The organism is Georgenia sp. EYE_87, from assembly GCF_023148685.1.
In the GTDB taxonomy this organism is placed as follows: Bacteria; Actinomycetota; Actinomycetes; order Actinomycetales; family Actinomycetaceae; genus Georgenia.
In genome coordinates this window covers 234,924-259,857 of the sequence record NZ_JAHXNL010000002.1, presented here as the reverse complement: position 1 = coordinate 259,857, position 24,934 = coordinate 234,924, and the positions used below count along the sequence as shown (strand labels likewise).

The following is a 24,934-nucleotide window of genomic DNA, read 5'->3' as shown; positions in this document are numbered from 1 at the left end:
CCGGCCCCGGTCGTCTTGTTAGGCGAGCCTAAGTCTCGCCCGTGGGGCGGTTCGGGGACGAAGGTCCCTGGCCGTAGCCGGTGAGACGTGCTCGCCTCCCGGCGTCACGAGGCTCGTCGTCGAACGGCCGCCCGGCGTCACGCGGGCCGGACCGCGCGGTGGAGGGCCACGATGCCGCCCGAGAGGTTCCGGTAGGCGACCTTCCGCCACCCGGCCCGCTGGACCGTGCGCGCCAGCTCGACCTGGTCGGGCCAGGTCATGATGGTCTCGGCCAGGTAGGTGTAGGCGTCGGTGTTGGACGAGACGACCGAGGCCATCCGGGGCAGTGCCTGGCCGAGGTAGAACTCGTAGAGCGCGCGGAACGGGGCCCACGTCGGCCGTGAGAACTCGCACACCACGAGGCGACCGCCCGGGCGAGTGACGCGGAGCATCTCGCGCAGGGCGCGGTCGGTGTCGGCGACGTTGCGGAGCCCGAAGGAGATGGTCACGGCGTCGAAGGTCTCGTCGGCGAACGGCAGCGCCGTGGCGTCGCCGGCGATGAAGGGCAGGTCCGGGCGGCGGCGCTTGCCGACGCCCATCATCCCGGTCGAGAAGTCGCAGGGGACGACGTCGATGCCTGCGTCTGCGTACTCCTCCGAGGAGGTCCCCGTGCCCGCGGCGAGGTCCAGCACGCGCTCGCCCGGGCGGGCCACGACGGCCTTGCGCGTGGCGACCCGCCAGATGCGGTCCTGCCCGAGCGAGAGGACGTCGTTCGTCAGGTCGTAGCGGCGGGCGACGCCGTCGAACATCCCGGCGACCTCCCGCGGGTTCTTCTCGAGGCTGGCTCGGCTCATGAGGTGATCATCCCAGGTCCGGGAGCCGCGCCGCGCCCGGGGGGAATACAGTGACCGCGATGCCGACCGAAACTCCGCGCCGAACGGGCGCGTCCGCGATCCACGTCGTCGCGCCGTCGCCGGGCGACACCCCGCTGGTGGCGCGCACCGTCGCGATCCCGGACCCGGGCGACCTCTTCTCGCTCCTCCCGGCACCCGACGCCGCCGCAACCTTCTCGTGGGTCCGGCGCGGGGAGGGGCTGGTGGGCTGGGGCCAGGCGATCCGCATCGAGACCTCGGGCCCGGGCCGCATCCGGGAGGCCGACGTCGCCTGGGCGAGGACGGTGGCCGAGCTCGAGATCGTCGACGAGGTCGGTGCGCCCGGCACGGGGCCCGTGGCGTTCGGCTCCTTCTCCTTCGACCCCGCCTCGGCCGCGGGCGGTGTGCTCGTGGTGCCCGAGGTGGTGGTGGGCCGCCGCGACGGCGTGGCGTGGGTGACCACCGTGTCGCCGTCCGCGGGCCGGCCGGGTCCGCTGCCGACGCCCGAGCCGGTGACCGCACCAGGCGCGGCGACCTTCGTCGACGGCGCGCTCGCCTCCGCCGACTGGGTGGCCGCGGTGGCCGACGTGGTCCGCCGGATCCGGGCGGGCGAGGTCTCCAAGGTCGTGATGGCCCGCGACGTCGCCGTCCGAACGGAGCGCCCGGTCGACGTGCGTCACCTGCTAGGCCGGCTGGCCGCCAGCTACCCCGGGTGCTGGACGTTCAGCGTGGACCGCCTCGTCGGGGCGACGCCGGAGCTGCTCGTCCGTCGTGAGAAGGGCCTGGCCGCGAGCCGGGTCCTCGCCGGCACGATCAGGCGGACCGGCGACGACGCCGACGACCTCCGGCGCGCCGCCCAGCTCGCGCGGTCGTCCAAGGACCTCGAGGAGCACGAGCTCGCGGTCGCCTCGCTCGTGCGGGGCCTGCGCCCGTACTGCGCGTCGATCAACGTGCCGGACGCGCCGTTCGTGCTCCACCTGCCCAACGTGATGCACCTGGCGACCGACGTCACCGGCGTCGTCGACGGCACCTTCGGCCACCCGAGCACCTTCCCCGCGCACTCGCCCGGCGGCCGCGGGCCGTCGAGCCTGGCGCTGGCCGCCGCCCTGCACCCCACCGCGGCGGTGGGCGGGACGCCCACCCCGGTGGCCACCGCGATCCTCGCCGAGGCGGAGCGGATGGACCGCGGGCGCTATGCCGGCCCCGTGGGCTGGATCGGGGCCGACGGCGACGGCGAGTGGGGCATCGGCCTGCGCTCCGGCGAGATCTCCCCCACCGACGCCCGCGCGATGCGCATCTTCGCCGGGTGCGGCGTCGTCGCGGCGTCGGACCCCGAGGCGGAGCTGGCGGAGTCCGAGGCGAAGCTGCGGCCCATGCGCGAGGCGCTGAGCGGCTGAGCGCGCTCGCCTGTCGGGTGCCTCGCTCCCGAGGTGTCCTCGCCTCCCGGGGCGTGCTGCCGGGGGCCTGCTGTCCTCCCGGCGCGTGTCCTCCCGGCGCGCCCACATCCCGGGGCGTGCTTGCCCCCGGGGCCGGGCGCAGCGGCGCGCCGGTCCGCGCCCGGGGGCGACGCGGACCGGCGCGCGGTTCCTCAGAGCTGGTCCTGCCTGGTCGCCAGGGTGGCCTGGACCTCGCTCTCCTTGCCGTCGCGCACGATGGTCAGGGTGACCTCGTCGCCACTGGCGTACTGCCGGACGTAGCCCGTGAGCGACTCGGCGCCGTTGACGGGGTCGCCGTCGATGGCCACGATCACGTCGCCGGGCCGGACGCCGGCCTCGGCGGCCGGGGTGCCCTGGTCGAGACGCTCGACGACGGCTCCGGCGCGCGTGGCGCCGTCCACCTCTGCGGTCCCGTCGCTCATGTACACGCCGAGGTAGGCGTGCTCGGCCACGCCGTTGTCGATGAGCTGCTGGCCCACCTGCTTCGCGAGGTTCACCGGGATCGCGAAGCCCAGCCCGATGCTGCCGGAGCTGCCGCCCGCGGCGTTCGGCATGCTCGCGATCGAGCTCGTGATGCCGATGACGCGGCCGGTGGCGTCGAACAGCGGGCCGCCGGAGTTGCCCGGGTTGATGGCGGCGTCGACCTGGATGGCGTTGGTGGTCACGGTCGTGCCCTGCTGGCCGGGCGCCTGCGGGGCCTCGGACGTGGTGACCGGACGGTCCAGCGCGGAGACGATGCCCGTGGTGACCGTCGAGCTCAGGCCGAGCGGGTTGCCGACGGCGACGACCGCGTCGCCGACGACGACCTCCTCGGAGTCTCCGAGCGTCGCAGGCTTGAGGTCGTCCGGCGGGTCCGTCAGTGTGATGACGGCGAGGTCGGTGGCGGGGTCGGTGCCTGCGATCGTCGCCTGGTACATGCGGCCGTCGGAGAGGGTCACGACCAGCCCGCCGTCGACCGCGTCGCCGACGACGTGGTCGTTGGTGAGGATGTGCCCCTCCTTGTCGAGGACGAAGCCGGAGCCCGAACCGCTGCCGGCCGCCGTCCGGACGTCGATGGCGACGACGGAGGGGCGGACCGCGGCGGCCACGCTCGCCCAGTCAGGGTCGTTCGTCGTCGATGTGACGACGGGGGCCGCGTTCGAGGACGGCTCGGTCTGCGACTGGCTCGTGGTCGCCGTCGGGGCCGGCTCCTCGTCGAAGGCTCCGGTGAGGCCGGCGGTGCCGACGCTGGCGAGCAGCGCGGCCCCGGCCGCGACGCCCACGAGCGCACCCCAGCCCGGACGACGGCGGTCCCCGTCCTTGGTCGGCCGGCCGGGGGCCGAGGGGCCGGACGGACCGCCGAACGCCTGGCCGGGATGACCGTGCGGGCCGTGGTCGGGTCGTCCCGGCTCTGCCTGGCCGGGCTGCGGCGAGACGTAGGACGAGCCGGCCCAGTAGCCGCTCTGCTGAGCGCCCGGTCCGTAAGGAGTTGTCGGCCGGTCACCCTGCGGCGTGCCGTGGGGAGCCGTTCGCTGACCGGAATCCTGCCAGGCACGTGGGCCCTGTGTTCCCGGCCGGGCCCAGGGGGTGGGTCGCTGGTCGTCGTTGCTCATGGGATCCTCCGTCTTGGTGATGGACCCATCAGACACCGCTGACCTGGGACGTCGCTTGCCGGAACCTGGGAGTTGCCTGAGCACGAGGTCGTTCCGACGGTTCGCGGCGTAGCGCTCGTCGGCTCACACGAGGGCGGACCGCACCGCGTGACGCACGTCGGCCGCCAGCGCAGCACGCCGCTCCCGCAGGCCGCGACGGTCCACCGGCACCTCGACCACCGAGCGTCCCCGCACCGGTGCGCGCAGCGCGTCGTCGAGCTCGGCCGGGGTGCGGGCAAGGCCGTACCGGGCGCCGTAGGCCGCCGCGAGGGAGGCGAGGTCGACGTCCTGCGGCGTGCCGAAGATGCGCTCGAACTCGCCGGCCCGGTCCGGCGCCCCGTGCTCGAGCGTCGCGAAGATCCCGCCGCCGGAGTCGTTGAGAACCACGATCTGCAGGTCGACCTCAGCCTCGAGCCGTCCGCGTGCCAGCGCGCCGGCGTCGTGGAGGAAGGTGAGGTCGCCCATGACCGCCCGGACCGGCCGACCGGTGCCCAGCGCGAGGCCGCTCGCCGTCGCAACGGTGCCGTCGATGCCCGCCAGTCCCCGGTTGGCGACCGTGTGCGGCGCCTCGCCCGGCCGCCACGGGAGCGCCACGAGGTCGAGGTCGCGCACCGTGTTCGACGAGCCGACGACGAGCGTGCTCACCCCGGCCGCCCCGGACACTCCCGCCCCTGCCGAGCCGGCCGCCCCCGCCACGGCCGCCCCGGCGACCGCACGGGCCACGTACAGACCGTCGAACCCGTCCGCGAGCGCCCGACCGATCACCTCCTCCGCGGCGTCGGCGGCGCGGCGCCACCTCTCCATCCAGGTGGTCTCGGTCTGCCCCGAGAACGCGACCGCCCCCACCACCCGCGATGCCACGCCTGCGACGTCCGTCCACGGGCCGCGCGGCGCGACCACGACCACCTCGACGTCCCTGCGTGCGAGCAGCGTGCTCACGGGCCGCGAGAGCGTCGGGTGACCGAGCACCACGACACGTTCGACCGCACCGCCCAGCGCGGGGTCGGCGAGGAGCAGCCGGTACGGCCCGATCGCCGACGTCCCGGAGCGCGAGCCCGACGTCGGCTCCGCCAGCAGGGGCCAGCCGGCCCGCTCGGCGAGCTCACGCGCGGCAGGGCCTGCGCCGTCGCCCGCCACGACGACCGTGCGCGGACCCGGCCGAAGCACCTCGGCGGCGGGGGGACCGGCGGGAGCGACGACGTCGCGCGCCGCGGGCACGGGCCCCGGCACCCACCTGCTCGAGGGAGCCAGGGGGTCTCGCAGGCCGACGTTGAGGTGCACCGGACCGGGGTCGTTCGTCCGGAGACCGCGGGCGGCTGCCAAGGCGCGCGTGACTACCTGGTCCAGCGCCGGCCCGGGGACGGCACCGGCCGGGAGGTCGACGGCGAAACGCGGCGCCGAGGCGAAGATTCCCACCTGGTCCGTGGTCTGGTTGGCGCCGGTGCCCCGCATCTCGTGCGGCCGGTCGGCGCTGACGACCACAAGGGGCAGGCCGGAGTGTGCGGCCTCCAGCACGGCGGGGTGGAGATTGGCGACGGCGGTGCCCGAGGTGGTCACCACGGCGACCGGTGCGGCCGCCGCCCGCGAGAGCCCCAGCGCCAGGAACCCGGCCACCCGCTCGTCGACGCGGACGTGGAGGTGCAGCCATCCCGCCCGCTCGGCCTCCTGCAGCGCGTAGGCCAGCGGTGCGCTCCGCGACCCGGGGGCGAGCACCACGTGACGGACGCCGTGGGCGACGAGCGCCGTGACGAGCGCGCGGGCCGTGGCTGCCGCAGGCTCGTCGGCGGACGTCGTGGTGGCACGGGAGCTTGCCGACGCCGCGGTGACGCGTGCGTCGGCCGACGGTGCGGCCGCGCGGGTGCCCGGGCGACGGTCGCTCATCGCGCCGCCTCGAGCTGGGCGGCCATGGCCATGAGGCGGTCCGACCAGCGGGCTGCGACGTCGTCGTCCGCGCGAGTCGCGGCCAGGCTCTCCGGGGTGGGCTCGGGGCGGCGCACCGGGATCGCCCCGTCCACAGGCAGGAGGGAGTCGGGGACGGTGTCCCGCTGGAAAAGGTGCACCGTGGCGAGGCCGCACGCGTACGGGAGCTCGGGCAGGGCGGCCGCGAGCGCGACCCCGGCACCGATGCCCACCGAGCTCTCCAGCGCCGAGCTGACGACGACCGGCAGTCCCACCTCCTCGGCAAGACGCAGGCACGCCCGCACGCCACCGAGCGGTTGCACCTTGAGGACGACGACGTCGGCCGCCTCGGCGCGGCGCACGGCGAGCGGGTCGGCGGCGCGGCGGATCGACTCGTCCGCCGCGATCGGGACGTGGGTGCGGCGTCGGACCCTGGCCAGGTCGTCCACGGTGGCGCAGGGTTGTTCCGCGTACTCGAGGCCGCCGGCCGCCCGGTCCAGGAGCGTGAGCCGGTCGACGGCGGTCGCGACGTCCCAGGCGGCGTTGGCGTCGACGCGGATGCGACCATCGGCCCCCAGCGCGTCACGGACCGCCTCCAGGCGTGCCTGCTCCTGCCCTACGGACTGGCCCGGCTCGGCGACCTTGACCTTCGCCGTCGTGCAGCCTCCCGACCCGCGGACGATCCGGTGGGCCTCCTCCGGCCCGACGGCCGGGACGGTGACGTTGACGGGGATGACCGACCGCACGGCATCCGGCCAGCCCTCCTCGGCCGCCTCGAGACCGGCGCGGAGCCAGGCCGCCGACTCTGCGGCGTCGTAGTCCCAGAACGGGGAGACCTCACCCCACCCGGCGTCCCCGCGCAGGAGCAGCCCGTCGCGCACGGTGATCCCGCGGAACCGCGTCCGCAGCGGCACGGAGTAGGTGGCGCGGACAGCGGGAAGCCGGTCGACGGCGGAGGCGGGCATGGTGGTCAGGATAGGGAGTGGACGGCCCGGAGGCGGCCGACGTCGCTGGTCTGGCCTCCGCGTGGCCGGTCCGATGTCAGTGGGCCGCCCTAGGCTGCACACATGTTCGATCTTGGAGGACCTCCGCGGTACCGGCCGCGACCGGGCAGGCCGGCCGTCCACGCCGATCTGGTGTGGTCGCCCGCCAGGGAACTACCGTGCCGCCGACATCCGGCGGCGCAGATCCTCGGCCCAGCCGGGGCGGGCCGCGGGAGTCGAGTGCGACGACGGCCAGCCACCCGCCTGTCGCGCCCGCTGGCTCCCGAGGATCTCCGGCAGACCGAGGGACTGCTCGAGTGGATGGTCGAGGGTGCTCTGGACACCCTCACGGAGCACCTGGACCAGGAGTTCCTCGAGAAATTCCGGACCGGGGCGCAGGACCGGCCGAGCGGCCGTGGCTCAGACGCCGCAGACGCAGCGAGCCTGCCCGATCTGTCTCTCACGGCTGTCGAGGTCCGCGACATCCTCGACCGCTCGGCCGGACTGGAAGGACTGGAGCTCGCGCAGTCTCTGGCGCGGATCGACCTGGAGACCCTCGACCAGGGTGACGCCGTCGACGCTGTCGCAGCGTGGTCGCGGGTCGCGTCGTGGGCGGCTGCCCGACGCGGAGCCGCCGCCGCCGTTCTCGAGCGCGGCCTTATCGCCTCGTACGGCGCGATCGGCAGGGCGCCCGCGACCCGGACCGGGTCGTCCTTGCCGCACGCCTCCACCGAGCTCGCGATGCGGCTGGGTACCACCCGGCACGCCGCAGGGACGATCGTGCGCACCGGCGTCCTCCTCACCGGTCCGCTGGCGTCCACGAACGACGCGCTCGAGCGCGGGGAGATCTCTCTGACCAAGGCAGACATCATCGCCCGCGCCCTGGAGAGCAAGCCGCTGACCGTCACCTTGGCGGTCGAGGATCTCGTCCTGCCCCGCGCGCCCGGTCGCACGCCCAGCCAGCTCACGAAGGACGTCGAGCAGGCGTTGCTCGAGGTGGACCCGCACGGTGCGACGGAGCGGCACCAGTCCGCACGGAGCAAGCGACGCGTCACGCACGCCAGGACCCTCCCGGACGGCATGGCGTCGTTCCTCGCGGTTCTTCCCGCCGAGGACGCCATCGCGGTCGACCTCGCCCTCGACGGCGCCGCCCGTACCGCACGAGCGGCGGGCGACGAACGGACCATCGACCAGCTCAGAGCCGACATCCTCGCCGGCATCGGCATCGACGCGCTACGGCTCGGCTGGATCGGCCCCCTGCCGCCGGAGCAGCTCCCCATCGATCGTCTCCCCGGGGGCGTCCCCGAGGCCGACGGCGCTCCACCAGCACCAGCACCAGCACCAGCACCAGCACCAGCAACGGGAGCGGCAACGGGAGCGGCAACGGGTACGGCACCTCCTCCGCCCCGGCGCAGCGGCTATCGCATCGGGCTCGTCGGCGGCGCGCCCGTCCAGGTCAATGTCAACGTCCCCCTGACCACGCTGCTCGGCGGTGGAGAGCCAGGCACTCTCCAGGGGTACGGCCCGATCGATGCGGCGACCGCGCGGGCCCTCGCCCTCGGTGGCACGTGGCGCCGGCTCGTGACCGAGCCCCTGAGCGGCACCGTCCTCGACGTCGGCCGCAAGAAGTACCGGCCACCCGCCGATCTCGCGCGGATCATCCGAGAGCGGGACCGCACCTGCGTCCGCCCCGGCTGTTCCACGCGATCTTCAGGCTGCGAGATCGACCACGTCATCCCCGCCAGCCAGGGCGGCTCGACCTCGGCGGCGAACAACGCGTCGATGTGCACCTTCGACCACAGGCACAAGACGCTCGGCGACTTCCGCGTCCTGCGAAACCCTGACGGGACGTTCGACTGGACCTCACGTTCGGGCCACCAGTACCGGCGCGAGCTCGACGGCGGCATCACCTACCTGGGGCGCGTAGACGTCGATCCCGCGCACTTCGTTCCTGAAGCCCTTCGGCCTCTTCGCACAGCAGACCCGTGGACGCCACCTGCCTCGCGAGATGACGACGACGATCCGCCGCCGTTCTGATGGAACGGGCACCGTCCTGATGGAACGGGCACCGTCCTGATGGAACGGGCACCGTCCTGACCTGGGCAGAAGCCGCTCCGAGTCGAACGGGCACCGTCCTGACCTGAGCAGTAGCCGCTCCGAGTCGAACGGGCACCGTCCTGACCTGAGCGGTAGCCGCTCCGAGTCGGGGGCTGACGTGCCGGGGTCTGCGGTCGTTCCCGCCGACAGTCGCTCGGGGAGCCGCCGTTAGGGTGATGCAGATGAGCAAGCTGCCTGCCCCTGTCTCCGAGACGTTCGATCCCCAGGTCTGGCGGGAGGTGGAGGGATTCGACTTCACCGACCTCACCTACCACCGCGGAGTCGACCGGAGCGGCCACGTCGAACGCGACCTTCCCGTCGTGCGCATCGCCTTCGACCGGCCCGAGGTCCGCAACGCTTTCCGCCCGCACACCGTCGACGAGCTGTACCGGGCGCTCGACCACGCACGGATGACCTCCGACGTCGCTGCCGTGATCCTCACCGGCAACGGGCCGAGCCCCAAGGACGGCGGCTGGGCGTTCTGCTCGGGCGGCGACCAGCGGATCCGCGGACGTGACGGCTACCGCTACGAGACCGCGGGTGCCGACGACGAGGCGCCGGTGGCCCAGCGCCGCGAGCAGATCGACCCGGCCCGCGCCGGGCGCCTGCACATCCTTGAGGTCCAGCGCCTCATCCGGACCATGCCGAAGGTCGTCATCGCCGCGGTTCCCGGCTGGGCGGCGGGCGGAGGCCACAGCCTGAACGTCGTGTGCGACCTGTCCATCGCCTCGCGCCAGCACGCGCGCTTCATGCAGACCGACGCGAACGTCGGCTCGTTCGACGCCGGGTACGGCTCCGCACTCCTCGCCCGCCAGGTCGGCGACAAGCGGGCACGCGAGATCTTCTTCCTTGCGCGCGAGTACGACGCGGAGACCGCCGAGCGCTGGGGTGTGGTCAACGAGGTGGCCGATCACGGCCAGCTCGAGCCGCTCGCGCTCGAGTACGCCCGGATCATCGCCACCAAGTCGCCACAGGCGATCCGCATGCTCAAGTTCGCGTTCAACCTCGCGGACGACGGCATGGCCGGGCAGCAGGTGTTCGCCGGTGAGGCGACACGGCTGGCCTACATGACGGACGAGGCGGTCGAGGGACGGGACGCGTTCGTCGAACGTCGGGAACCGGACTGGTCCGGCTTCCCGTACTACTACTGACGCCCTCCCGCACCACTGCGGTCCTCTAGCCGACGGTGACCGATCCGCCGCTCGTCGGTACGAGCTCCACCCACGTCGATCCCGGGGCCAGCTGAACAGGCTTTCCGTCCCTGCCGGTGAGCACGAGCGGCTTGACGTCGCCGGCCTTGGACCACGTCGCCTCGATGACATGCCCGCCGCTGGCCACCTGAGCGGCTCCCTGGCCGGCGAGGATCGTCTCCGGCACAGGGTTTCCAGCAACGTCTCGGGCGTCGGTGACGACGACCTCCACACGCAGGACGACGACGTTGGTCGCGACGATCGGATCACCGTCCGCCGCGTGCTGGGGAGCCCCCGCCTCGTCCCGGAGCCACACCCCGGGTCCCCAGCCACGCCCGGCGTCGCCGCCCGCCTGCCAGGTCCAGCCCGGATTGGTTCTTGGGAACCTGATGTCGATCCCTGCGGCCGGTTGTCCGCCGACCACCGCAGATGCACCAGCAGCGTCCGCGGCGTAGGTGAACTGCTGCGGAGGCGGCTTCTTGTGCGACTCGTCAGCCTGGGCCAGGAGATCCCCGCCGTTGCCGTAGAGGTTGTGGGGGGCCCGTCGCGTCGAGATGCGGTAGAAACCCGCATGGCCGCCGTCCTCCATGAGGACCTGAAGCCCCGCGTCACGCGCCTTCTGGATGTACGGCTGCACCCCGCCCGAGAAGGCGAGCAGCCCGCCGAGCGGTCCGGAGATCGCGGCATCCATCGGTCGCACGGACCGAATGGGACCGAGCGCCTCGGGCACGGTCGAGTGATAAGCGGCGTTGAAGCGCGTGATCCCTCCCTCGACCATCTCCTCCCACACGAGGTCCGCATCCTCGAGACCGGACTGCGGGCGGGCCGGTGCGGAGTTCTCGATCTTGACCGACAGCGCCGGCCGCTCAGCGCCGTCCCCCTCGACCAGTGCACCTGTGAGGGGCCAGCGCTCGGGCTCGGGCGTGGGGCTGGGGGCCGGGGTGGTGGGCGACGGCGACGGCGTCGGTTTGGTCACCGGCCCGCCGGGCGTGGACCCCACCACGGGTGTGCCGCAGGCCCCGAGGGCGAGGGCGAGGGCGACCAGAATCGCCGCCGGGACAGCACGCCTGCGGGCGACACCGGGAACGGCACCCCTGCGGGCGCCGGCGGCACCACGGAAGGCCTCTGCCCGCACGCTGGTCGAACCGTCGTCGGCCGGATCAGCGGGTCCGTCCCCGCGAGCACTCGAGCGCATCTCGTCCACTGCTCCCCCTGAATATCCGCACACTGTAGTGCCCGATCTAGGCTGGATCGGTGACTTACGACCCGGTGGCGCCGTCGCCGATCCCGACGCCGCCAGGAGACGCCAGACAGTTCCATCCCCTGCCCGGCGGCACCCGTCCCGGCCCGGTCCTCGCGCTCCTCGAAGCCCTCAGGCTTCGCCTTCGCGCGGTTGCGACGGCGGTGCCCGTGGGCGCGGCGAGCACCCTGCCGGGCGATGCGCGCGACGTCTCCGCCAGCACCGTCCTCGTCCCGCACGCCGGCGGGGACGACGGCGCCGCGGTCGTCGAGTCGCTCCGCTCCAGGCTGCGCCGTCACGTCCCGGACGGCACCGCAGTCGTCCTCCGGACGTCGGGTTCCACCACCGGGACGGGGCACCTGGTCGCCCTCACCGGCGAGGCGCTCGTCGCCTCGGCGCGTGCGACCGAGCAACGGCTCGCAGGCCCGGGCCAATGGTTGCTCGCCGTCCCGGCGCACCACGTCGCGGGCCTGCAGGTCCTCGTCCGCTCCGTCGTCGCCGGGACGACACCGGCGGTGCTCGACACGACCGACGGCTTCGACCCCCGGGAGCTCGCGTCCGCCGTCACGGGCATGCGCCCGGACGTCCCGGGCTACCTCTCCTTCGTCCCGACGCAGCTGGTGCGGGTCCTCGAGGCGGGCGAAGAGTCCGTGGCCCCGCTGCGCCGGCTCGCCGCGATCCTCGTGGGCGGAGCCGCGACAGCGCCGCGTGCGCTCGAGGAGGCGCGCGCGGCCGGGCTGCCGGTGGTGACCACGTACGGGATGACCGAGACCGGCGGCGGGTGTGTGTACGACGGCCTGCCGCTGCCCGGCGTCCGGCTCCGCCTCGTGGACGAGGACCACCGTGTCGAGATCGCCGGACCAGTCCTGGCCTCGGGCTACCTCGACGACCCGGCTGCCGACGCCGAGGCCTTCCACGACGAAGGCGGCGTGCGCTGGTTGCGGACCTCCGACCGCGGGGCGCTGGTTCCCTCTCCCGGCCACGTCACCGACACGGAGCTGGAGTCCCGAAGCGCCCCGGGGACCGGCCCCGCGCCCATCAGCGAGACCGGCCCCGCGCCCATCAGCGAGACCGGCCCCGCGCCCGCCACGGGGACCGGCCCCGCACCCGTGACGGAGCTCTCGGACGACGCCACCGGGTCGTTACGCCTGCGTGTGCTCGGTCGCGTCGACGACCTCATCAACACCGGCGGCATCAAGGTCTCCCCCGGCTCGGTCGAGCGCGTGCTGGCCGAGCACCCCTCGCTCGCCGAGGTGGCGGTGGTGGCCGTGCCGGACCCCGAGTGGGGTGAGCTGGTCACCGCTGTCGTCGTCCCGGCCCCTGGTCACGACGCACCGCGCCTGCCTGAGCTCCGTGCACTGGTGACGTCGCGTCTCGGCGGTGCCCACGCGCCGCGCGCGCTGGTCGTGCTGACGTCGCTGCCGCTGCGAGGCCCGGGAAAGGTCGACCGTCGCAGCACCTCGGTCCTGGCCGCCGAGGCGCTCGACGGGGCGGGCGTCACGGGGGAACCGGGATCGGGCGGTGCGGCGCCCGGCCGCGCCGGCCAGGCCGGCGAGGCCGGCGAGGCCGGCGAGGCCGGCAAGGCCGGCAAGGCCGGCAAGGCCGGCAAGGCCAGCAAGGCCGGCAAGGCCGGCAAGGCGAGAACCGTCGTCGTCCACGCCGAGAAGCGCGACCGCACCGCCCCGATATCCTGAACCGTCCTCCGCCGCCGCGCGGTCACATCTTCCCGGAGCACCATGGCCTCGTTGTCCGACTGGCTGGAGGGCGCGCGCCTGCGCACCCTGCCCGCCGCCGTCTCACCGGTCCTCATCGGCACCGGCGCCGCCGCCGGGCTCGGCCAGGCCTCCGTCCCACGTGCGCTGCTCGCGGCGGGGGTCGCCCTCGCGCTCCAGGTCGGGGTGAACTACGCCAACGACTACTCCGACGGCGTCCGTGGCACGGACGACGTCCGCACCGGACCGCCCCGGCTGACGGGCGGCGGCAAGGCGAGCCCCGGAGCGGTCAAGCGTGCGGCCCTGCTCAGCCTCGCCGTCGGCGCAGCGCTCGGACTTGTCCTGGTGGCCGTGTCCGGCACGTGGTGGCTGCTCGCGCTCGGCGCCGTCGCGATGATCGCGGCCTGGGGCTACACGGGCGGCAGTCATCCCTACGGCTATCTCGGCCTGGGTGAGGTCGGCGTCTTCCTGTTCTTCGGCCTCATGGCCACCCTCGGCACCACCTGGACGCAGGCGCTCGAGCTGTCGTGGCCGGCCTGGGCGGGGGCCGTCGGCGTGGGGCTGATCGCGTGCGCCCTGCTCATGGTCAACAACATCCGCGACATCCCCACCGACTCGCAGGTCGGCAAGACCACGCTCGCGGTCCGGCTCGGGGAGCGCCGGGCCCGCCTGACCTACGTGGCGATGATCACCCTGCCGCTGGTCCTCGCGGTCGCGTGCGCGACCGTCGCTCCCTGGTCGCTGCTCACGCTCATGCTCCTGCCGTGGGTCGTCCGGCTGGCCCTGCCCGTGCTGCGCGGCGCGACGGGCCGCGACCTGATCGCCGTGCTGCGCGACACCGGGCTGCTGGAGCTGGGCTACGGCATCCTGCTCGGCGTGGGGCTGGCCCTCTAACGGCCCTCGGCGGGCCGCTCGGGGCGACCGGCGTCCTCGCCAGGTCGGCCCGTCCCGGCGCTCGTCGGCCCAGGCTCTGCACTCTCCTCGCGGGCCCCCTCTCCCGGGACGCCGGCGGTGGCGCCGGGTAGCTCATCGCTTGCTGACCGGGGGTTCGCCGCGTCGACACCCGGGTCGTGCTCCGCCGTCACGTCGCCCCCCGCGGCGCCGGGCTCGGCCGCGTCGACGACTGCGTCCTCGTAGTCAGCATCCTGCTGGACCTTCGGGGAGAACGCCGGGCGCTCCTCGCGCAGCGGGTCGTACTGGGCGAGGACGGAGGCGGCGTCCTCCCGCTGGCGGCCGAGCAGCAGGAAGGAGAGGAGAGCGCCGACGACCACCGCGGCGATCCACAGGACCCAGGAACGCAGACCGACCAGGTAGAGCACGCCGGCGGCGGCGAGGACGAGTCCGAGCCGGAGCAGCGTGTAGACGAGCAGGCGCATCCCCCCAGCGTAGGCGGCTGCCGTGGGGCCCCGGCCCAGCGTGTCCAGAGCGTGACCCTTGAGCACCACGCGCGTGCGCCGCTCCGCCTACCCTGGGAAGATGCCTCGCATCCTGCCCGTCGTGCTCCTCATCGCTCTGGTCGTCTACGCGCTCATCGACTGCGTGCGGACGCCGGACGACGACATGCCCGTGGGGATCCCGAAGGTCCTGTGGGTCATCCTCATCATTCTCTTCCCGGGCATCGCGGCGCTCGCCTGGATCGTGGTGAGCCGGGTCGCCCGCGCGAACGCGGCGAAGGCGGCCGGGCCGGTGCGCCCGGGCCTCTGGAGCTCCCCGACGCCCCCACGTCCCGTCCGTCGGAGCGGCCCCGTGGCCCCCGACGACGACCCCGAGTTCCTCGCCCGCCTCGAGGCGGACCGGCGCCGGGCCGAGCGGGAGCGGCGCCAGAGCCTCGAGGGGCCGGGCGAGCGCAAGGACGCAAGCGACGACGCGACCACGCACGAGGACCGCCCCGGTCCGACGCCGTCGTCGCCGAAGGGGCCGACGACGCCCGGCACGGCAACGGGGGGAGAGACCGCCACGGACCCCGGCAACGACGCACCGGAGGGCGGTACGCCCCGCAGCCCTGACGAGGGCACCTCGGAGGACGGCACGTCTCAGTCGCCCGGGGCGTCCCAGGGCTGAGCGGAGATCCAGCCGCTCAGACTAGTGAGAGCAGCGATCCCGCCGCTCAGCCGATCCCGCTGTAGGCGTGCAGACTGTTGAAGAGCAGGTTGACGAGGAAGTAGTTCGCGAGCACGCAGACGAACCCGAAGATCGACAGGTAGGCGGCCCGCCGGCCCTCCCACCCGCGGGTGGCGCGGGCGTGCAGGTAGGCGGCGTAGACGACCCAGATGACGAAGGACCAGGTCTCCTTGGGGTCCCAGCCCCAGGGCCGGCCCCAGGCGTGCTCTGCCCAGATGGCGCCGGCGATGATCGTGAAGGTCCACAGCATGAAGCCGACGGCGTTGAGCCGGAAGGCCAGCCGCTCGAACTCCGCCGAGCTGGGCGCGGACTCCATCAGCCGGGACCAGCGCCCGGGACGCGCGGCCGCACCCGCGGCACCGCCGTCGGCGGCCCGGTCCCCGGCCGCGCCGCCGCTCGCCCCGGCGAGCGCCGGCTCGGGCATCTGCGCCGCGGCGTGCGCGGCGCGACGGAGCTCGGAACGCTCCTGCACGAGCTGGACCACCGACAGCACCGCGCCGACGGCCAGGACGCCGGTGGCGATGGTCGCGATGGAGACGTGGATGACCAGCCAGTAGCTGTCCAGCGCGGGCGGGACGCCGTCGGCGCGCACGTACAGCACGGACACGGCGATGCCGAGCATCAGCAGCACGAGCCCGACGACGAACGTGCCGAGGAACCTCAGGTCACGGCCGCGCTGGAGCCCGAGGAAGACGAGCACCGCGACGAGGCTGAAGAGGATCGAGAACTCGTACATGTTCGCCCAGGGGACGCGCCCGGCGGCCACGCCGCGGGTCACCACGCCCAGCAGGTGCAGGGCGGCACCCACCACCGTGGTGGACATGGCGATCCCGACGGCCTTGCGGCGTCGCTCGGCCGGTCCGCCGTCGCGCAGACCGGACAGGTCGACGGCGAACGCCACGAGCGCCACCGTGTAGGCGGCCATCGCGCCGTAGATGAGCAGCGTGCTCAGCTGGCCGAGGTCAGTCATCGGGTCGTTCCTTCCTGGGCCGGCGCACCGGCGTCGGCGGGCGTCGGATCATTGTGCACGGTGGTGCCGGCGGCCTCGAGCACCCGCTCGAGGTCCCGGGCCAGCCCCGGGTCGTCCCCGCGGGCCAGCGCCGCCGCGCTGAGGGCGGTCCCGCCGTCGGCCGCCGGCGACAGCCGGACCCACAGCCGGCGCCGGGGGACGAACAGCGAGCCGAAGAGCCCGAGCATCGCGGTGATCGAGAACGTCAGCAGGTACGGCAGCGACGGGTCGTAGCGCAGGTCGAGCGCGGCAAAACGCGGCAGGTCCTCGAACGTGACCGTCCCCAGCCCCTCGGGCAGCTCCACGGTCGCACCCGGCTCGAGGAAGATCGTGACGGGCCGCTGGCCACCCTCGGCGGAGCCAGGCGAGCCGTCGGGGGCCTCCTCGTAGACCTGGCGCATGTCGTCCGAGTCCAGGACGTAGACGTTCTGAGGCACGCCCTCGTCCAGCCCGAGGTCACCGGCCCAGAGCGTGAGCACCAGCAGGGGCGAGGTCGGCTGAGGGTGGACGGAGTAGGCGCCGGACCCGTCGGGCTCGACGACGGCGGTGGGCAGGAACGCGCCGGTGAGGCCCAGCTGCTCCTGGCCGGGGCTGACGTCGGGGACCTTCACCACCCCGCGCGAGGTGTAGACCACGTCCTCGGGCAGGAACGGCACGGCACCGGAGAACGCGACCTCGCCCGCGCCGTCGCGGACCGTCAGGCGGGGCGCGTACCCGTTGCCGGAGAGGTAGACGTTCGCGCCGCCGGCGTTCATGGGGTGGTTGACCCTGATGGTCTCCTCGCGCACGGAGCCGTCGGGCTCGGTCACGCTCACGCGGGCGGCGAAGTCGCGCGCCTGCGCGTCGAGGGTGAACGCGGAGGTGAACTCCTCGAGCGTGAAGGTGAACGGCTCCAGGTCGTCCGCGTCGAACAGAGTGCCGGGGTCGAAGGAGTCGTAGTCCACCACCGAGTTGGCGAACGCCTCGCCCTCGACCACGAGCGCCTGGCCGCGGTAGCTGAACAGCTGCCCGGCGGCCATCGCCAGGAGGACCCCGACGAGGGAGAGGTGGAAGACGATGTTGCCGGTCTCGCGCAGGTACCCGCGCTCGGCCGTGATGCCGTCCGGGGTGACGGCGGTGCGGTAGCGCCCCCTGAGGGAGCGCAGCACCGCGGCCTCGACCGCCTCCGGCGCGTCACGCACCGTCCGCTCCTCGCGCACGGGGAACCGGGCGAAGGAGCGGGGCACGCGCGGCGGCTGCGAGCGCAGAGCCCGCCAGTGCACGGCGACGCGCGGCACGATGCAGCCGATCAGCGAGGTGAACAGGAGCAGGTAGATCGCCGCGAACCACGCGGAGCTGTAGACGTCGAAGAACCCGAGGCGCTCCAGCCACGGGGCCAGCACCGGGTGGTCCGCGTGGTAGTCGGAGACGGCGGAGGGGTCCTGTGGCGTCTGGGGGAAGAACGAGCCGGGGAGGGCGGCGACGGCGAGGAGCAGGAGCAGCATGAGCGCCACCCGCATGCTGGTGAGCTGGCGCCACATCCAACGGAGCCAGCCCCGCAGGCCGAGCGAGGGCTGCGCCGGGGTGCCGCCCTCCTGGCCGAGGCCCGCCTTGGAGCTGAGGTTGGTCGGGTCCGCCGTCGCGGCGGACGCCCTGCGCGCCATCGTCACACCACCGTCTGGAAGTTGGCGACGAGACCCTGCAGGTACGCCGAGAACGTCGCCCACAGGCCGGTGACCAGCGCGAGGCCGAGCAGCACCAGGAGGCCGCCGCCGAGCAGCTGGATGGTCCGGCGGTGCCGGCGCAGGAGGTCGAGGACGCGCGTGGACCGCGAGAACGCCATCGCGATCGCGACGAACGGCACCCCGAGCCCGAGGCAGTAGGCGACGGCGAGCGCGACGCCGCGCGCCGGGTCCGCGCCGTCGAGGGAGAGGGTGAGGACCGCGGCGAGGGTCGGGCCGATGCACGGGGCCCAGCCGAGCCCGAAGACGACGCCGAGGAGCGGCGCCCCCCAGAGCCCGGCACGGGGCGCGACGTGGGGCCGCCGCTCGTTCTGCAGGAACGGGACCACCCCCATGAACGCCAGTCCCATCAGGATCACGAGCACGCCCGCGACGCGCAGGATGACGTCCATCCACTGCTGCAGCGCGATCCCCGCGAACGAGAAGACGAGGCTGAGGAGCACGAAGACGGCCGAGAACCCCACGACGAAGAGCAGCACCCCGGCGAGCAGGCGCCCGCTGCCGCCGCGCCTGGCTCCGCGGCCGGTCCGGACGGACCCGCGCGAACGAGCGGTCCTGCCGCCGGAGGTTGCACCGACGGCGGCGGGTCGTCCCGCCTCGACGCCCGCCATCCCGCCCAGGTAGCCGACGTAGCCCGGCAGCAGGGGCAGCACGCACGGCGACGCGAAGGAGATGGCGCCGGCGATCGCGGCGACCGGCAGCGCGGCCAGCATCGAGCCGTCCATGACGGTGCGCTGGAACACCTCGGCGATCTGCTCCCACACGCCGGTCAGACCTCCTCGGCGAGGACGTCGTCGACGAGCCCGCGCAGGATGGTCGGGTCGACCTGGCCCAGGATGCGGGCGGCGACGCGCCCCTCACGGTCCAGCACGACGGTGGAGGGCATGGCCTGCAGGGGCACGAGCCCCTCCAGGGCGGCCACGCCGCGCGCCTGCTCGTCGTGGAGCGAGGGGTAGGGCACGGAGAAGGTGCGCTCGAAGGCCTGGGCCGCACCGGCGTCGTCCCGGGGGTTGATGCCCAGCAGCTGCACCCCCTGGCCCGAGTAGTCGGCGTGGATCGCGGCGAGGTCGGGCGCCTCCGCCCGGCAGGGCGGGCAGGCGGCGTACCAGAAGTTCAGGACGACGACGTCGCCGCGCCAGTCGGCGAGGTCGATCTCGGTGCCGTCGTAGCTGGTGCCGGCGTGCTCGACCGGGTCGCCGCGCTCGGCCGCCGTCCAGGTGGTGAAGGAGCCGTCGCCGGCCTCGTAGCCGGCGTCGACGGCGGCCGCCCCCTCCGTGGTGCCGCCCGGGGCGCAGCCCGCCAGCAGGGCGGCCGCGAGCCCGAGGCCGACGGCGGCGCGGAGGGCCGCGGAGCGGGGGTTCCCGGGCTTCACTCGCCCTCCTCGCCCTCGTTCTCGGCGGCCGCGGACATGCCCGGCACCATGTCGGTGGCGCCGAGCAGCAGCTCGCCCGCCGGCTCCCAGTAGCTCAGTCCCACGAGGCGGCGCCCCTCGAACGTCAGGGAGGTCAGCGACGCGAGGGAGCACTGCCGGCGGCGGGGGTCGTGGACGAGGGGGCGACGCTCGAGGTGCAGCCGGGTCACCCAGATCGGCAGCTGGTGGCTCACGAGGAGCGCCTCGCCACCCGCGGCCTCGTCCAGGACCGCGGCGACGGCGTCGCGCATGCGGCGGATCTGCGCCCGGTACGGCTCGCCCCAGCTGGGCAGGAACGGGTTGGTGTACGCGGGCCAGTTGCGCGGGTGGGCCAGCACCATGCGGTTGGCGTTGACGGCGACACCCTCGAAGTGGTTGGTCGCCTCGATCAGCCGCGGGTCGGTCCCGACCTCCAGACCGTAGGAGGTGGCCGTCGGGAGTGCGGTCTCCTGCGCCCGCTGCAGGGGGGACGCCACGACGAGGCGGACGTCGTGCCCGCCGCCGTGCAGCACGTCGGCCACCCGGGCGGCCATCTCCTGGCCGCGGTCGGACAGCCGGTAGCCGGGGCGGCGCCCGTACAGGATGCCGTCGGGGTTGTGCACCTCGCCGTGCCGCATCAGATGGACGGTCGTTCGCTGCATGTCCCCAGTGTCGCAAACTCCGGCACGGTCACCGCACGCCGGGGTGGCGCGGGTGGCCAGGCTCACGTCATGACGCGGCGGTCTCCTCATCCTCCACGAAGATGGACATGATCTCGCCGAGCACGCGCATCTGCTCCGGGGTGAGACGGTCGACCATCCGCGCGCGGACGGACTCCACGTGCCCCGGCGCGGCGGCCTCCAGGCGGGCGAAGCCCTCGTCGGTCAGGGTGGCGTTGACCCCGCGGCGGTCCTCCGCGCACGTCGAGCGCTCGACGAGCCCGGCCGCCTCCATCCGCCGGATCGTGTGGGTGAGCCGCGACCTGGAGTGCACGAGCTCGTCCGCCAGCACCGACATGCGGAGGGTCCGCCCCTCCGCCTCCGACAGCCGCACGAGCACCTCGTACTCGCTCAGCGACATGCCGGCCGACTGCTCGAGGTCATGGTTGATGGACTCCTGCAGGCTGGCGCTGCCGCGCAGGTAGCTGCGCCAGGCGCGCTGCTGGTCGGCGTCGAGCCACCGCGGCGTGACGACGGGGAACGTCGGTGCGGGCATGTTCACTTCCTCTTTCGGCGTCGCCGGGCGACGCGTTGGCTGAGCCCTGGGCCGCGGCGTCCGTCGGGAATCCTGCGGAGGCGGAGCACCTCGCCGTTCCGGAAATCGTAGGGCCGGGCACGTGAGGCGCGTCACCGTTCGTTCACCAGAACTCCTGGCTCTACCCCTTGCGCGCCCCTGACCCCCCGAGTATATAGTTCAAACGTCAACTACTTCTCGCCCTCGTCCGAGGGCCGGGAACCCCCGACCTTGGAGGACCGCTTTCATGAGCAGCATCCCCGCTGGCACCTACGTCATCGACCCGTCCCACACCGAGGTGGGCTTCACCGTCCGCCACGCCGGCATCTCCAAGGTGCGCGGCAAGTTCGAGAAGTTCGAGGGCCAGATCGTCGTGGCCGACGACCTCGCCGCGTCCTCCGCGATCGTCACCATCGACGCCTCCTCCATCAACACCGGCGACGCCAACCGCGACGGCCACCTGCGCTCCGCCGACTTCTGGGACGCCGAGAACAAGCCGACCTGGACCTTCGTCACCGGCGGCCTGGAGGGCGACGGCGAGGACTTCAGCCTCAAGGGCGACCTCACCATCAACGGCGTGACCAAGCCGGTCAGCCTGGACGTGGAGTACAACGGCGCCGTGACCGACCCGTTCGGCTCCAAGCGCATCGGCTTCTCCGCGAACACCGAGATCTCCCGCAAGGAGTTCGGCCTGACCTGGAACGCGGCCCTCGAGGCCGGCGGCGTCCTGGTCGGCGACAAGGTCAAGATCCTTCTCGAGGTCGAGGCCACCCCCAAGGACGCCTGACCCACCCGCCGCTCCGGCGGCACCCGGGCGGAACCCGCCCCCACGACCGCGACGGCGGCACCTCTCCCCCAGGTGCCGCCGTCGTTCTGTCCGGTCGGCTCCGCGCAGAGGCGTGCGGCGACGTCGTCGCCCTCTCAGGCGAGCGCCCCGGAGAGGCGAGGTCGCCGATCTCTCCTGGAGGCGCCGGAAACAGGCGCTGCCGTCGTCCTCTCAGGCCAGCGCCGCGCGCACCCGGGCCGCATCGATGCGCCAGTAGCCCTGCTGCACGCCGTCGACGGTGACCACCGGGACGAGCTCGCCGTACTGCTCGCGCAGGGCGTCGTCGGTGTCGATGTCGACCTCGACGAACGCCTCGCCGGCGTCCTCCCGCACCCGCTCGAGCATGGTGCGGGCCTGGTCGCACAGGTGGCAGCCCGCGCGGCCGTAGAGCACGACGCGCGCGGCGGTGGGAGCGTGGGAATCGGTCATGCCCCGAGGGTACGTCGGCACCCGGCAGCGCCGGCTGCTAGTGCTCAGAGGACCCCGGCCATGGCGCACCTGTGGCCGACATGTGACACCTCTGTCCCGCACCAACGGGGCACAAGCGTCACAGACCGGACAGCGGACGACACCGGGCTCCCCTGCGTGCGTGCCCGGTCGCCGACCGGCCCGGTGCAGCACCCGGACACCGACCGGCCCGATGCAGCACCCGGACACCGACCGGCTCGGCGCAGCACCCGGACACCGACCGGCTCGGCGCAGCACCCGGACACCGACCGGCTCGGTGCAGCACCCCGTCGGCGCCGCCCCGTCGAGCGCGGGCCTGCCCGGCCCTCCGGTGCACCCCCGGCTACGCTGGCGCAGGTGGAGGCAACCGAGGAGCCCGCGCGGGCGGAGGCGCCCGCAGGCCAGGCGCGTGCGGCGGCCTTCTTCGACGTCGACAACACGATCGTCCGCGGTGCGAGCGCCTACCACCTCGCCCGCGAGCTGCACCGTCGTCAGTTCTTCGGCATGCGTGACATCCTCTTCGCCGTCCGCCACTCGGTCGCGTACGCCCTCTACGGCGAGAACCTTCGCCGCATCGCCGCCATCAAGGAGCGCGCGCTGCGCCTGATGATCGGCCGGTCCGTTGCCGAGATCATCTCGATCGGCGAGGACGTCTACGACGAGGTCCTCGACCTGCGGATCTTCCCCGGCACCCGCGCCCTGCTCAACGCGCACCTCGCCGCCGGCCACGAGGTGTGGCTGATCACCGCGACCCCCACGGAGATCTCGGACCTGCTCGCCCGTCGGCTCGGCGCCACGGGAGCGCTCGGCACCCGCGTCGAGGCCGTCGACGGGTACTACACGGGGCGCCTCGAGGGCACCATGCTCCACGGCGCCGGCAAGGAGATCGCGGTGCGCAAGCTCGCCGCCGACCGTGGGCTCGACCTGGCCGTCTCCTACGCCTACGGCGACTCGATCAACGACGTGCCGCTCCTCTCCGCCGTCGGCCACCCGTGCGCCATCAACCCCGAGCCACGCCTGCGGGCGCACGCCGGCACGGCGGGGTGGCCGGTCCGGGACTTCCGAAGCCGGCGCCGGTCGATGCGGGAGGACCTGCGCACCGGGGCGCGGTCGGCCCGCTGGGCGGGCGCGGCGTGGGCGACGACCGTCGTCGTGCGGGCGGTCGTGCGCCAGCTGCGCTCGCGCGCGGGCGTCTGAGTCCCGGCACGACTCAGGCCCGGCGCGGTGGCCGGGCCTGGGGTCAGCGCGCCCGACGAGCGGGCGCCGACGTCACTTCTTGTTGCGACGCTGGTGACGCGTCTTCCGAAGCAGCTTGCGGTGCTTCTTCTTCGACATGCGCTTACGGCGCTTCTTGATGACCGAGCCCATAAGGGGACCTCACTGATGATCGGGGGCGGAACGTCAGCAGCACGCGGCCGCCGGCCGCCTGCAGAACAGGGTGAGTCTACCCGCTCGGGCGCCGAGCGCCCTAACGGGCGTTTCCGACGGCGCCCCACTCGTCGCCGAGGCCCTCGGAGATCATCTTCTCGACGGCGGCCTCCGGCACACGGAACGAGCGGCCCATCCGCACCGCGGGGATCTCCCCCGAGTGCACCATGCGGTAGACCGTCATCTTGGACACCCGCATGAGCTCGGCGACCTCGGCGACGGTGAGGAACCGCGGCGCTCCCAGCTGCTCGGCCATGTCCACCCGTTCTCGTCGGTACCACCCAGGCGAGGGCGGCCACTCCATGGACGAAATATAGGGGTAACTGCGCCCGGGCGGAAATGCTTCGGCCGGCGAGTGGGCCGCCGGTTCCCGTCCACATGGCGCCTCGTGCGTGCCGCCACCCTCCCCTCGACCCCCGGGGCCGTCGCCGCCCGCCTGCGGCCACCCACGAGCGGCTTCGAAAGCTCACGCCCCCGGCCCCGCCCTGCGGTCAGTCCAGGTAGGGATCCAGCCCGTGCCAAGGGAAGACGGCCTGCCGGGTGGCCATGATCGCCCGGTCAACCTCGTCGTCGGGGTTGTAGCCGTCGGTGAACCGTCTGATCTTCGGGTCGCCGCCGTCGGACATCGTCAGCGGACCCGTCACGTCCGCCAGGTCGTGCACCATCGTCCGCCAGGACTCCGGCACGGGCGTCCTGGGGTCGACCGGGCAGCCCGCGGCGACGGCGACGAGGTGCGACCAGGCGCGGGGCACGACCCCGACCACCTCGTACCCGCCCCCTCCGGTGGCGACCCAGCGGCCGCCGGCGTAGGTGTCGGCCAGCTCTGCCATGAGCATCGCGGACCGCCGCTGAGCGTCGACGGACACGTCGAGCTCGGCGAGCGGGTCGTCGCGGTGACAGTCGCAGCCGTGCTGCGTGACCAGCACGTCCGGCGCGTGCGCGCGCACCATCGGCACGGCCAGCGCCTCGACGGCACGCAGCCATCCGGCGTCGGCCGTGTGCGGCGGCAGCGCCACGTTCACCGCCGTGCCGCGCGCGGCTGCCGACCCGACGTCCTGCGGGTAGCCCGTCCCCGGGAACAGGCTGCCGGGGTGCTGGTGCACCGACACCGTGAGGACCCGGTCGTCGTCCCAGAACGCCCGCTCGACGCCGTCGCCGTGGTGGGCGTCGAGGTCGACGTAGGCGACCCGCCGCGCCCCCGCCTGCAGGAGCCAGGCGATCGCGACCGAGACGTCGTTGTAGACGCAGAACCCCGAGGCCCGTTGCGCCATGGCGTGGTGCATGCCGCCGGCCAGACTCACTGCCCGGGGCGCGTCCCCGTTCCAGACCGCCCGTGCCGCCGCAAGGGTCGAGCCCACGATTCGTGCGGACGCGGTGTGGACCCGGCCGAAGACCGGGGTGTCGCCGTCGCCGAGCCCCCGCTCCGGCCGCGGCCGGCCGTCCTCCTCCGCCTCGCGAACGGCGGCCACGTAGTCGGCGGTGTGCACCAGCTCGAGCTCGGCGTCGGAGGCCACGGGCGCAGGCACGAGACTCAGGCCGGGGGCGACGAGCACTCCGAGGTCGGAGAGCAGCTCGTAGGTGAGGACCAGACGGACCGGCGCCATCGGGTGGCCGGCGCCGAAGTCGTAGCCGACCAGATCCTCCGACCAGACCATCACCGTCGCTGACATGGGTTTCACCGTAGTCCCCGGGGCCGACGCACCGGGCCGTGCCGCGGCGT

General features: G+C 73.8%; 24 protein-coding genes. 8 read left to right on the top strand and 16 right to left on the bottom strand.

All coding sequences use genetic code 11. The features are described from left to right. Positions 1 to 137: 137 nt before the first annotated feature. Positions 138 to 833, bottom strand: a complete 696-nt coding sequence (locus KZX45_RS04540; protein ID WP_248256522.1) for a demethylmenaquinone methyltransferase — start codon at positions 831 to 833, stop codon at positions 138 to 140. Between the two features lie 59 nt (positions 834 to 892). Here KZX45_RS04540 and KZX45_RS04535 point away from each other — a divergent pair, with 59 nt between their 5' ends. Then, the gene (locus KZX45_RS04535; protein ID WP_248256521.1) at positions 893 to 2,248 is read left to right on the top strand and encodes an isochorismate synthase MenF; all 1,356 of its coding nucleotides are present in this window, start codon (positions 893 to 895) and stop codon (positions 2,246 to 2,248) included. A 191-nt stretch (positions 2,249 to 2,439) separates the two neighbouring features. Here the strand turns inward: KZX45_RS04535 and KZX45_RS04530 are convergent, their stop codons facing one another. The 3 genes from KZX45_RS04530 to KZX45_RS04520 form a co-directional block, all read right to left on the bottom strand. After that, positions 2,440 to 3,879 (bottom strand): trypsin-like peptidase domain-containing protein, encoded by a 1,440-nt coding sequence (locus KZX45_RS04530; protein ID WP_248256520.1) that lies wholly within the window; start codon positions 3,877 to 3,879, stop codon positions 2,440 to 2,442. Between the two features lie 123 nt (positions 3,880 to 4,002). After that, positions 4,003 to 5,799 (bottom strand): 2-succinyl-5-enolpyruvyl-6-hydroxy-3-cyclohexene-1-carboxylic-acid synthase, encoded by a 1,797-nt coding sequence (gene menD, locus KZX45_RS04525; protein WP_248256519.1) that lies wholly within the window; start codon positions 5,797 to 5,799, stop codon positions 4,003 to 4,005. Beyond that, complete coding sequence (locus tag KZX45_RS04520) at positions 5,796 to 6,782, bottom strand: o-succinylbenzoate synthase (protein ID WP_248256518.1); 987 nt, start codon at positions 6,780 to 6,782, stop codon at positions 5,796 to 5,798. The genes menD and KZX45_RS04520 overlap by 4 nt, the downstream gene beginning before the upstream one ends. 258 nt (positions 6,783 to 7,040) lie before the next feature. Here KZX45_RS04520 and KZX45_RS04515 point away from each other — a divergent pair, with 258 nt between their 5' ends. Further along, entirely contained in the window at positions 7,041 to 8,837 is a 1,797-nt protein-coding gene (locus tag KZX45_RS04515; protein ID WP_248256517.1) for an HNH endonuclease signature motif containing protein, read from the top strand. 242 nt (positions 8,838 to 9,079) lie between these two features. Next, positions 9,080 to 10,048 carry a 1,4-dihydroxy-2-naphthoyl-CoA synthase gene (locus KZX45_RS04510; protein ID WP_248256516.1) on the top strand — a complete coding sequence of 323 codons (969 nt, stop codon included), beginning with the start codon at positions 9,080 to 9,082 and terminating at the stop codon, positions 10,046 to 10,048. 25 nt (positions 10,049 to 10,073) lie between these two features. Here the strand turns inward: KZX45_RS04510 and KZX45_RS04505 are convergent, their stop codons facing one another. Then, on the bottom strand, positions 10,074 to 11,063 hold the full coding sequence (locus KZX45_RS04505) for a DUF3048 domain-containing protein (protein WP_248256515.1): 990 nt from the start codon (positions 11,061 to 11,063) through the stop codon (positions 10,074 to 10,076). A 278-nt stretch (positions 11,064 to 11,341) separates the two neighbouring features. On the opposite strand from KZX45_RS04505, the gene KZX45_RS04500 reads away from it, so the two are divergent. Beyond that, positions 11,342 to 13,021 carry an AMP-binding protein gene (locus KZX45_RS04500; RefSeq protein WP_248256514.1) on the top strand — a complete coding sequence of 560 codons (1,680 nt, stop codon included), beginning with the start codon at positions 11,342 to 11,344 and terminating at the stop codon, positions 13,019 to 13,021. 42 nt (positions 13,022 to 13,063) lie between these two features. Further along, positions 13,064 to 13,933 carry a 1,4-dihydroxy-2-naphthoate polyprenyltransferase gene (locus tag KZX45_RS04495; RefSeq protein ID WP_248256513.1) on the top strand — a complete coding sequence of 290 codons (870 nt, stop codon included), beginning with the start codon at positions 13,064 to 13,066 and terminating at the stop codon, positions 13,931 to 13,933. Here KZX45_RS04495 and KZX45_RS04490 read toward each other — a convergent pair. Beyond that, a complete protein-coding gene (locus KZX45_RS04490; RefSeq protein WP_248256512.1) occupies positions 13,930 to 14,415 on the bottom strand; it encodes a DUF4229 domain-containing protein in 486 nt (161 codons plus the stop codon). The two genes, KZX45_RS04495 and KZX45_RS04490, sit on opposite strands and share 4 nt — an antisense overlap. Before the next feature lie 100 nt (positions 14,416 to 14,515). On the opposite strand from KZX45_RS04490, the gene KZX45_RS04485 reads away from it, so the two are divergent. Further along, entirely contained in the window at positions 14,516 to 15,100 is a 585-nt protein-coding gene (locus tag KZX45_RS04485) for a PLD nuclease N-terminal domain-containing protein (protein WP_248256511.1), read from the top strand. Positions 15,101 to 15,146: 46 nt separating this feature from the next. Here the strand turns inward: KZX45_RS04485 and ccsB are convergent, their stop codons facing one another. The 6 genes from ccsB to KZX45_RS04455 form a co-directional block, all read right to left on the bottom strand. Further along, a complete protein-coding gene (gene ccsB, locus KZX45_RS04480) occupies positions 15,147 to 16,130 on the bottom strand; it encodes a c-type cytochrome biogenesis protein CcsB (RefSeq protein ID WP_248256510.1) in 984 nt (327 codons plus the stop codon). Continuing rightward, positions 16,127 to 17,812, bottom strand: a complete 1,686-nt coding sequence (locus KZX45_RS04475) for a cytochrome c biogenesis protein ResB (RefSeq protein WP_248256509.1) — start codon at positions 17,810 to 17,812, stop codon at positions 16,127 to 16,129. The genes ccsB and KZX45_RS04475 overlap by 4 nt, the downstream gene beginning before the upstream one ends. A gap of 2 nt (positions 17,813 to 17,814) precedes the next feature. After that, entirely contained in the window at positions 17,815 to 18,654 is an 840-nt protein-coding gene (locus KZX45_RS04470) for a cytochrome c biogenesis protein CcdA (RefSeq protein WP_308221702.1), read from the bottom strand. A 5-nt stretch (positions 18,655 to 18,659) separates the two neighbouring features. Next, positions 18,660 to 19,262, bottom strand: coding sequence for a TlpA disulfide reductase family protein (locus KZX45_RS04465; protein WP_248256508.1), 603 nt, complete (start codon positions 19,260 to 19,262; stop codon positions 18,660 to 18,662). Next, positions 19,259 to 19,942 (bottom strand): histidine phosphatase family protein, encoded by a 684-nt coding sequence (locus tag KZX45_RS04460; RefSeq protein WP_248256507.1) that lies wholly within the window; start codon positions 19,940 to 19,942, stop codon positions 19,259 to 19,261. The genes KZX45_RS04465 and KZX45_RS04460 overlap by 4 nt, the downstream gene beginning before the upstream one ends. Positions 19,943 to 20,009: 67 nt before the next feature. Further along, positions 20,010 to 20,495, bottom strand: coding sequence for a MarR family winged helix-turn-helix transcriptional regulator (locus tag KZX45_RS04455; RefSeq protein WP_248256506.1), 486 nt, complete (start codon positions 20,493 to 20,495; stop codon positions 20,010 to 20,012). A 265-nt stretch (positions 20,496 to 20,760) separates the two neighbouring features. On the opposite strand from KZX45_RS04455, the gene KZX45_RS04450 reads away from it, so the two are divergent. After that, positions 20,761 to 21,300 (top strand): YceI family protein, encoded by a 540-nt coding sequence (locus KZX45_RS04450; protein ID WP_248256505.1) that lies wholly within the window; start codon positions 20,761 to 20,763, stop codon positions 21,298 to 21,300. Positions 21,301 to 21,510: 210 nt separating this feature from the next. Here the strand turns inward: KZX45_RS04450 and KZX45_RS04445 are convergent, their stop codons facing one another. After that, positions 21,511 to 21,768, bottom strand: a complete 258-nt coding sequence (locus tag KZX45_RS04445; protein WP_248256504.1) for a glutaredoxin family protein — start codon at positions 21,766 to 21,768, stop codon at positions 21,511 to 21,513. Positions 21,769 to 22,143: 375 nt separating this feature from the next. Between KZX45_RS04445 and KZX45_RS04440 the strand changes: the two genes are divergently transcribed. Beyond that, positions 22,144 to 22,983, top strand: coding sequence for an HAD-IB family hydrolase (locus KZX45_RS04440; RefSeq protein WP_248256503.1), 840 nt, complete (start codon positions 22,144 to 22,146; stop codon positions 22,981 to 22,983). A 72-nt stretch (positions 22,984 to 23,055) separates the two neighbouring features. Here the strand turns inward: KZX45_RS04440 and KZX45_RS04435 are convergent, their stop codons facing one another. From KZX45_RS04435 to KZX45_RS04425, 3 genes are all read right to left on the bottom strand, one after another. Next, positions 23,056 to 23,154, bottom strand: a complete 99-nt coding sequence (locus tag KZX45_RS04435; RefSeq protein WP_005504750.1) for a 30S ribosomal protein bS22 — start codon at positions 23,152 to 23,154, stop codon at positions 23,056 to 23,058. Between the two features lie 100 nt (positions 23,155 to 23,254). Beyond that, positions 23,255 to 23,470 (bottom strand): helix-turn-helix domain-containing protein, encoded by a 216-nt coding sequence (locus tag KZX45_RS04430; RefSeq protein ID WP_248256502.1) that lies wholly within the window; start codon positions 23,468 to 23,470, stop codon positions 23,255 to 23,257. A 235-nt stretch (positions 23,471 to 23,705) separates the two neighbouring features. Further along, positions 23,706 to 24,884: an acetoin utilization protein AcuC gene (locus KZX45_RS04425; RefSeq protein ID WP_248256501.1), complete on the bottom strand. Its 1,179-nt coding sequence runs from the start codon at positions 24,882 to 24,884 to the stop codon at positions 23,706 to 23,708. Positions 24,885 to 24,934 lie beyond the last annotated feature (50 nt).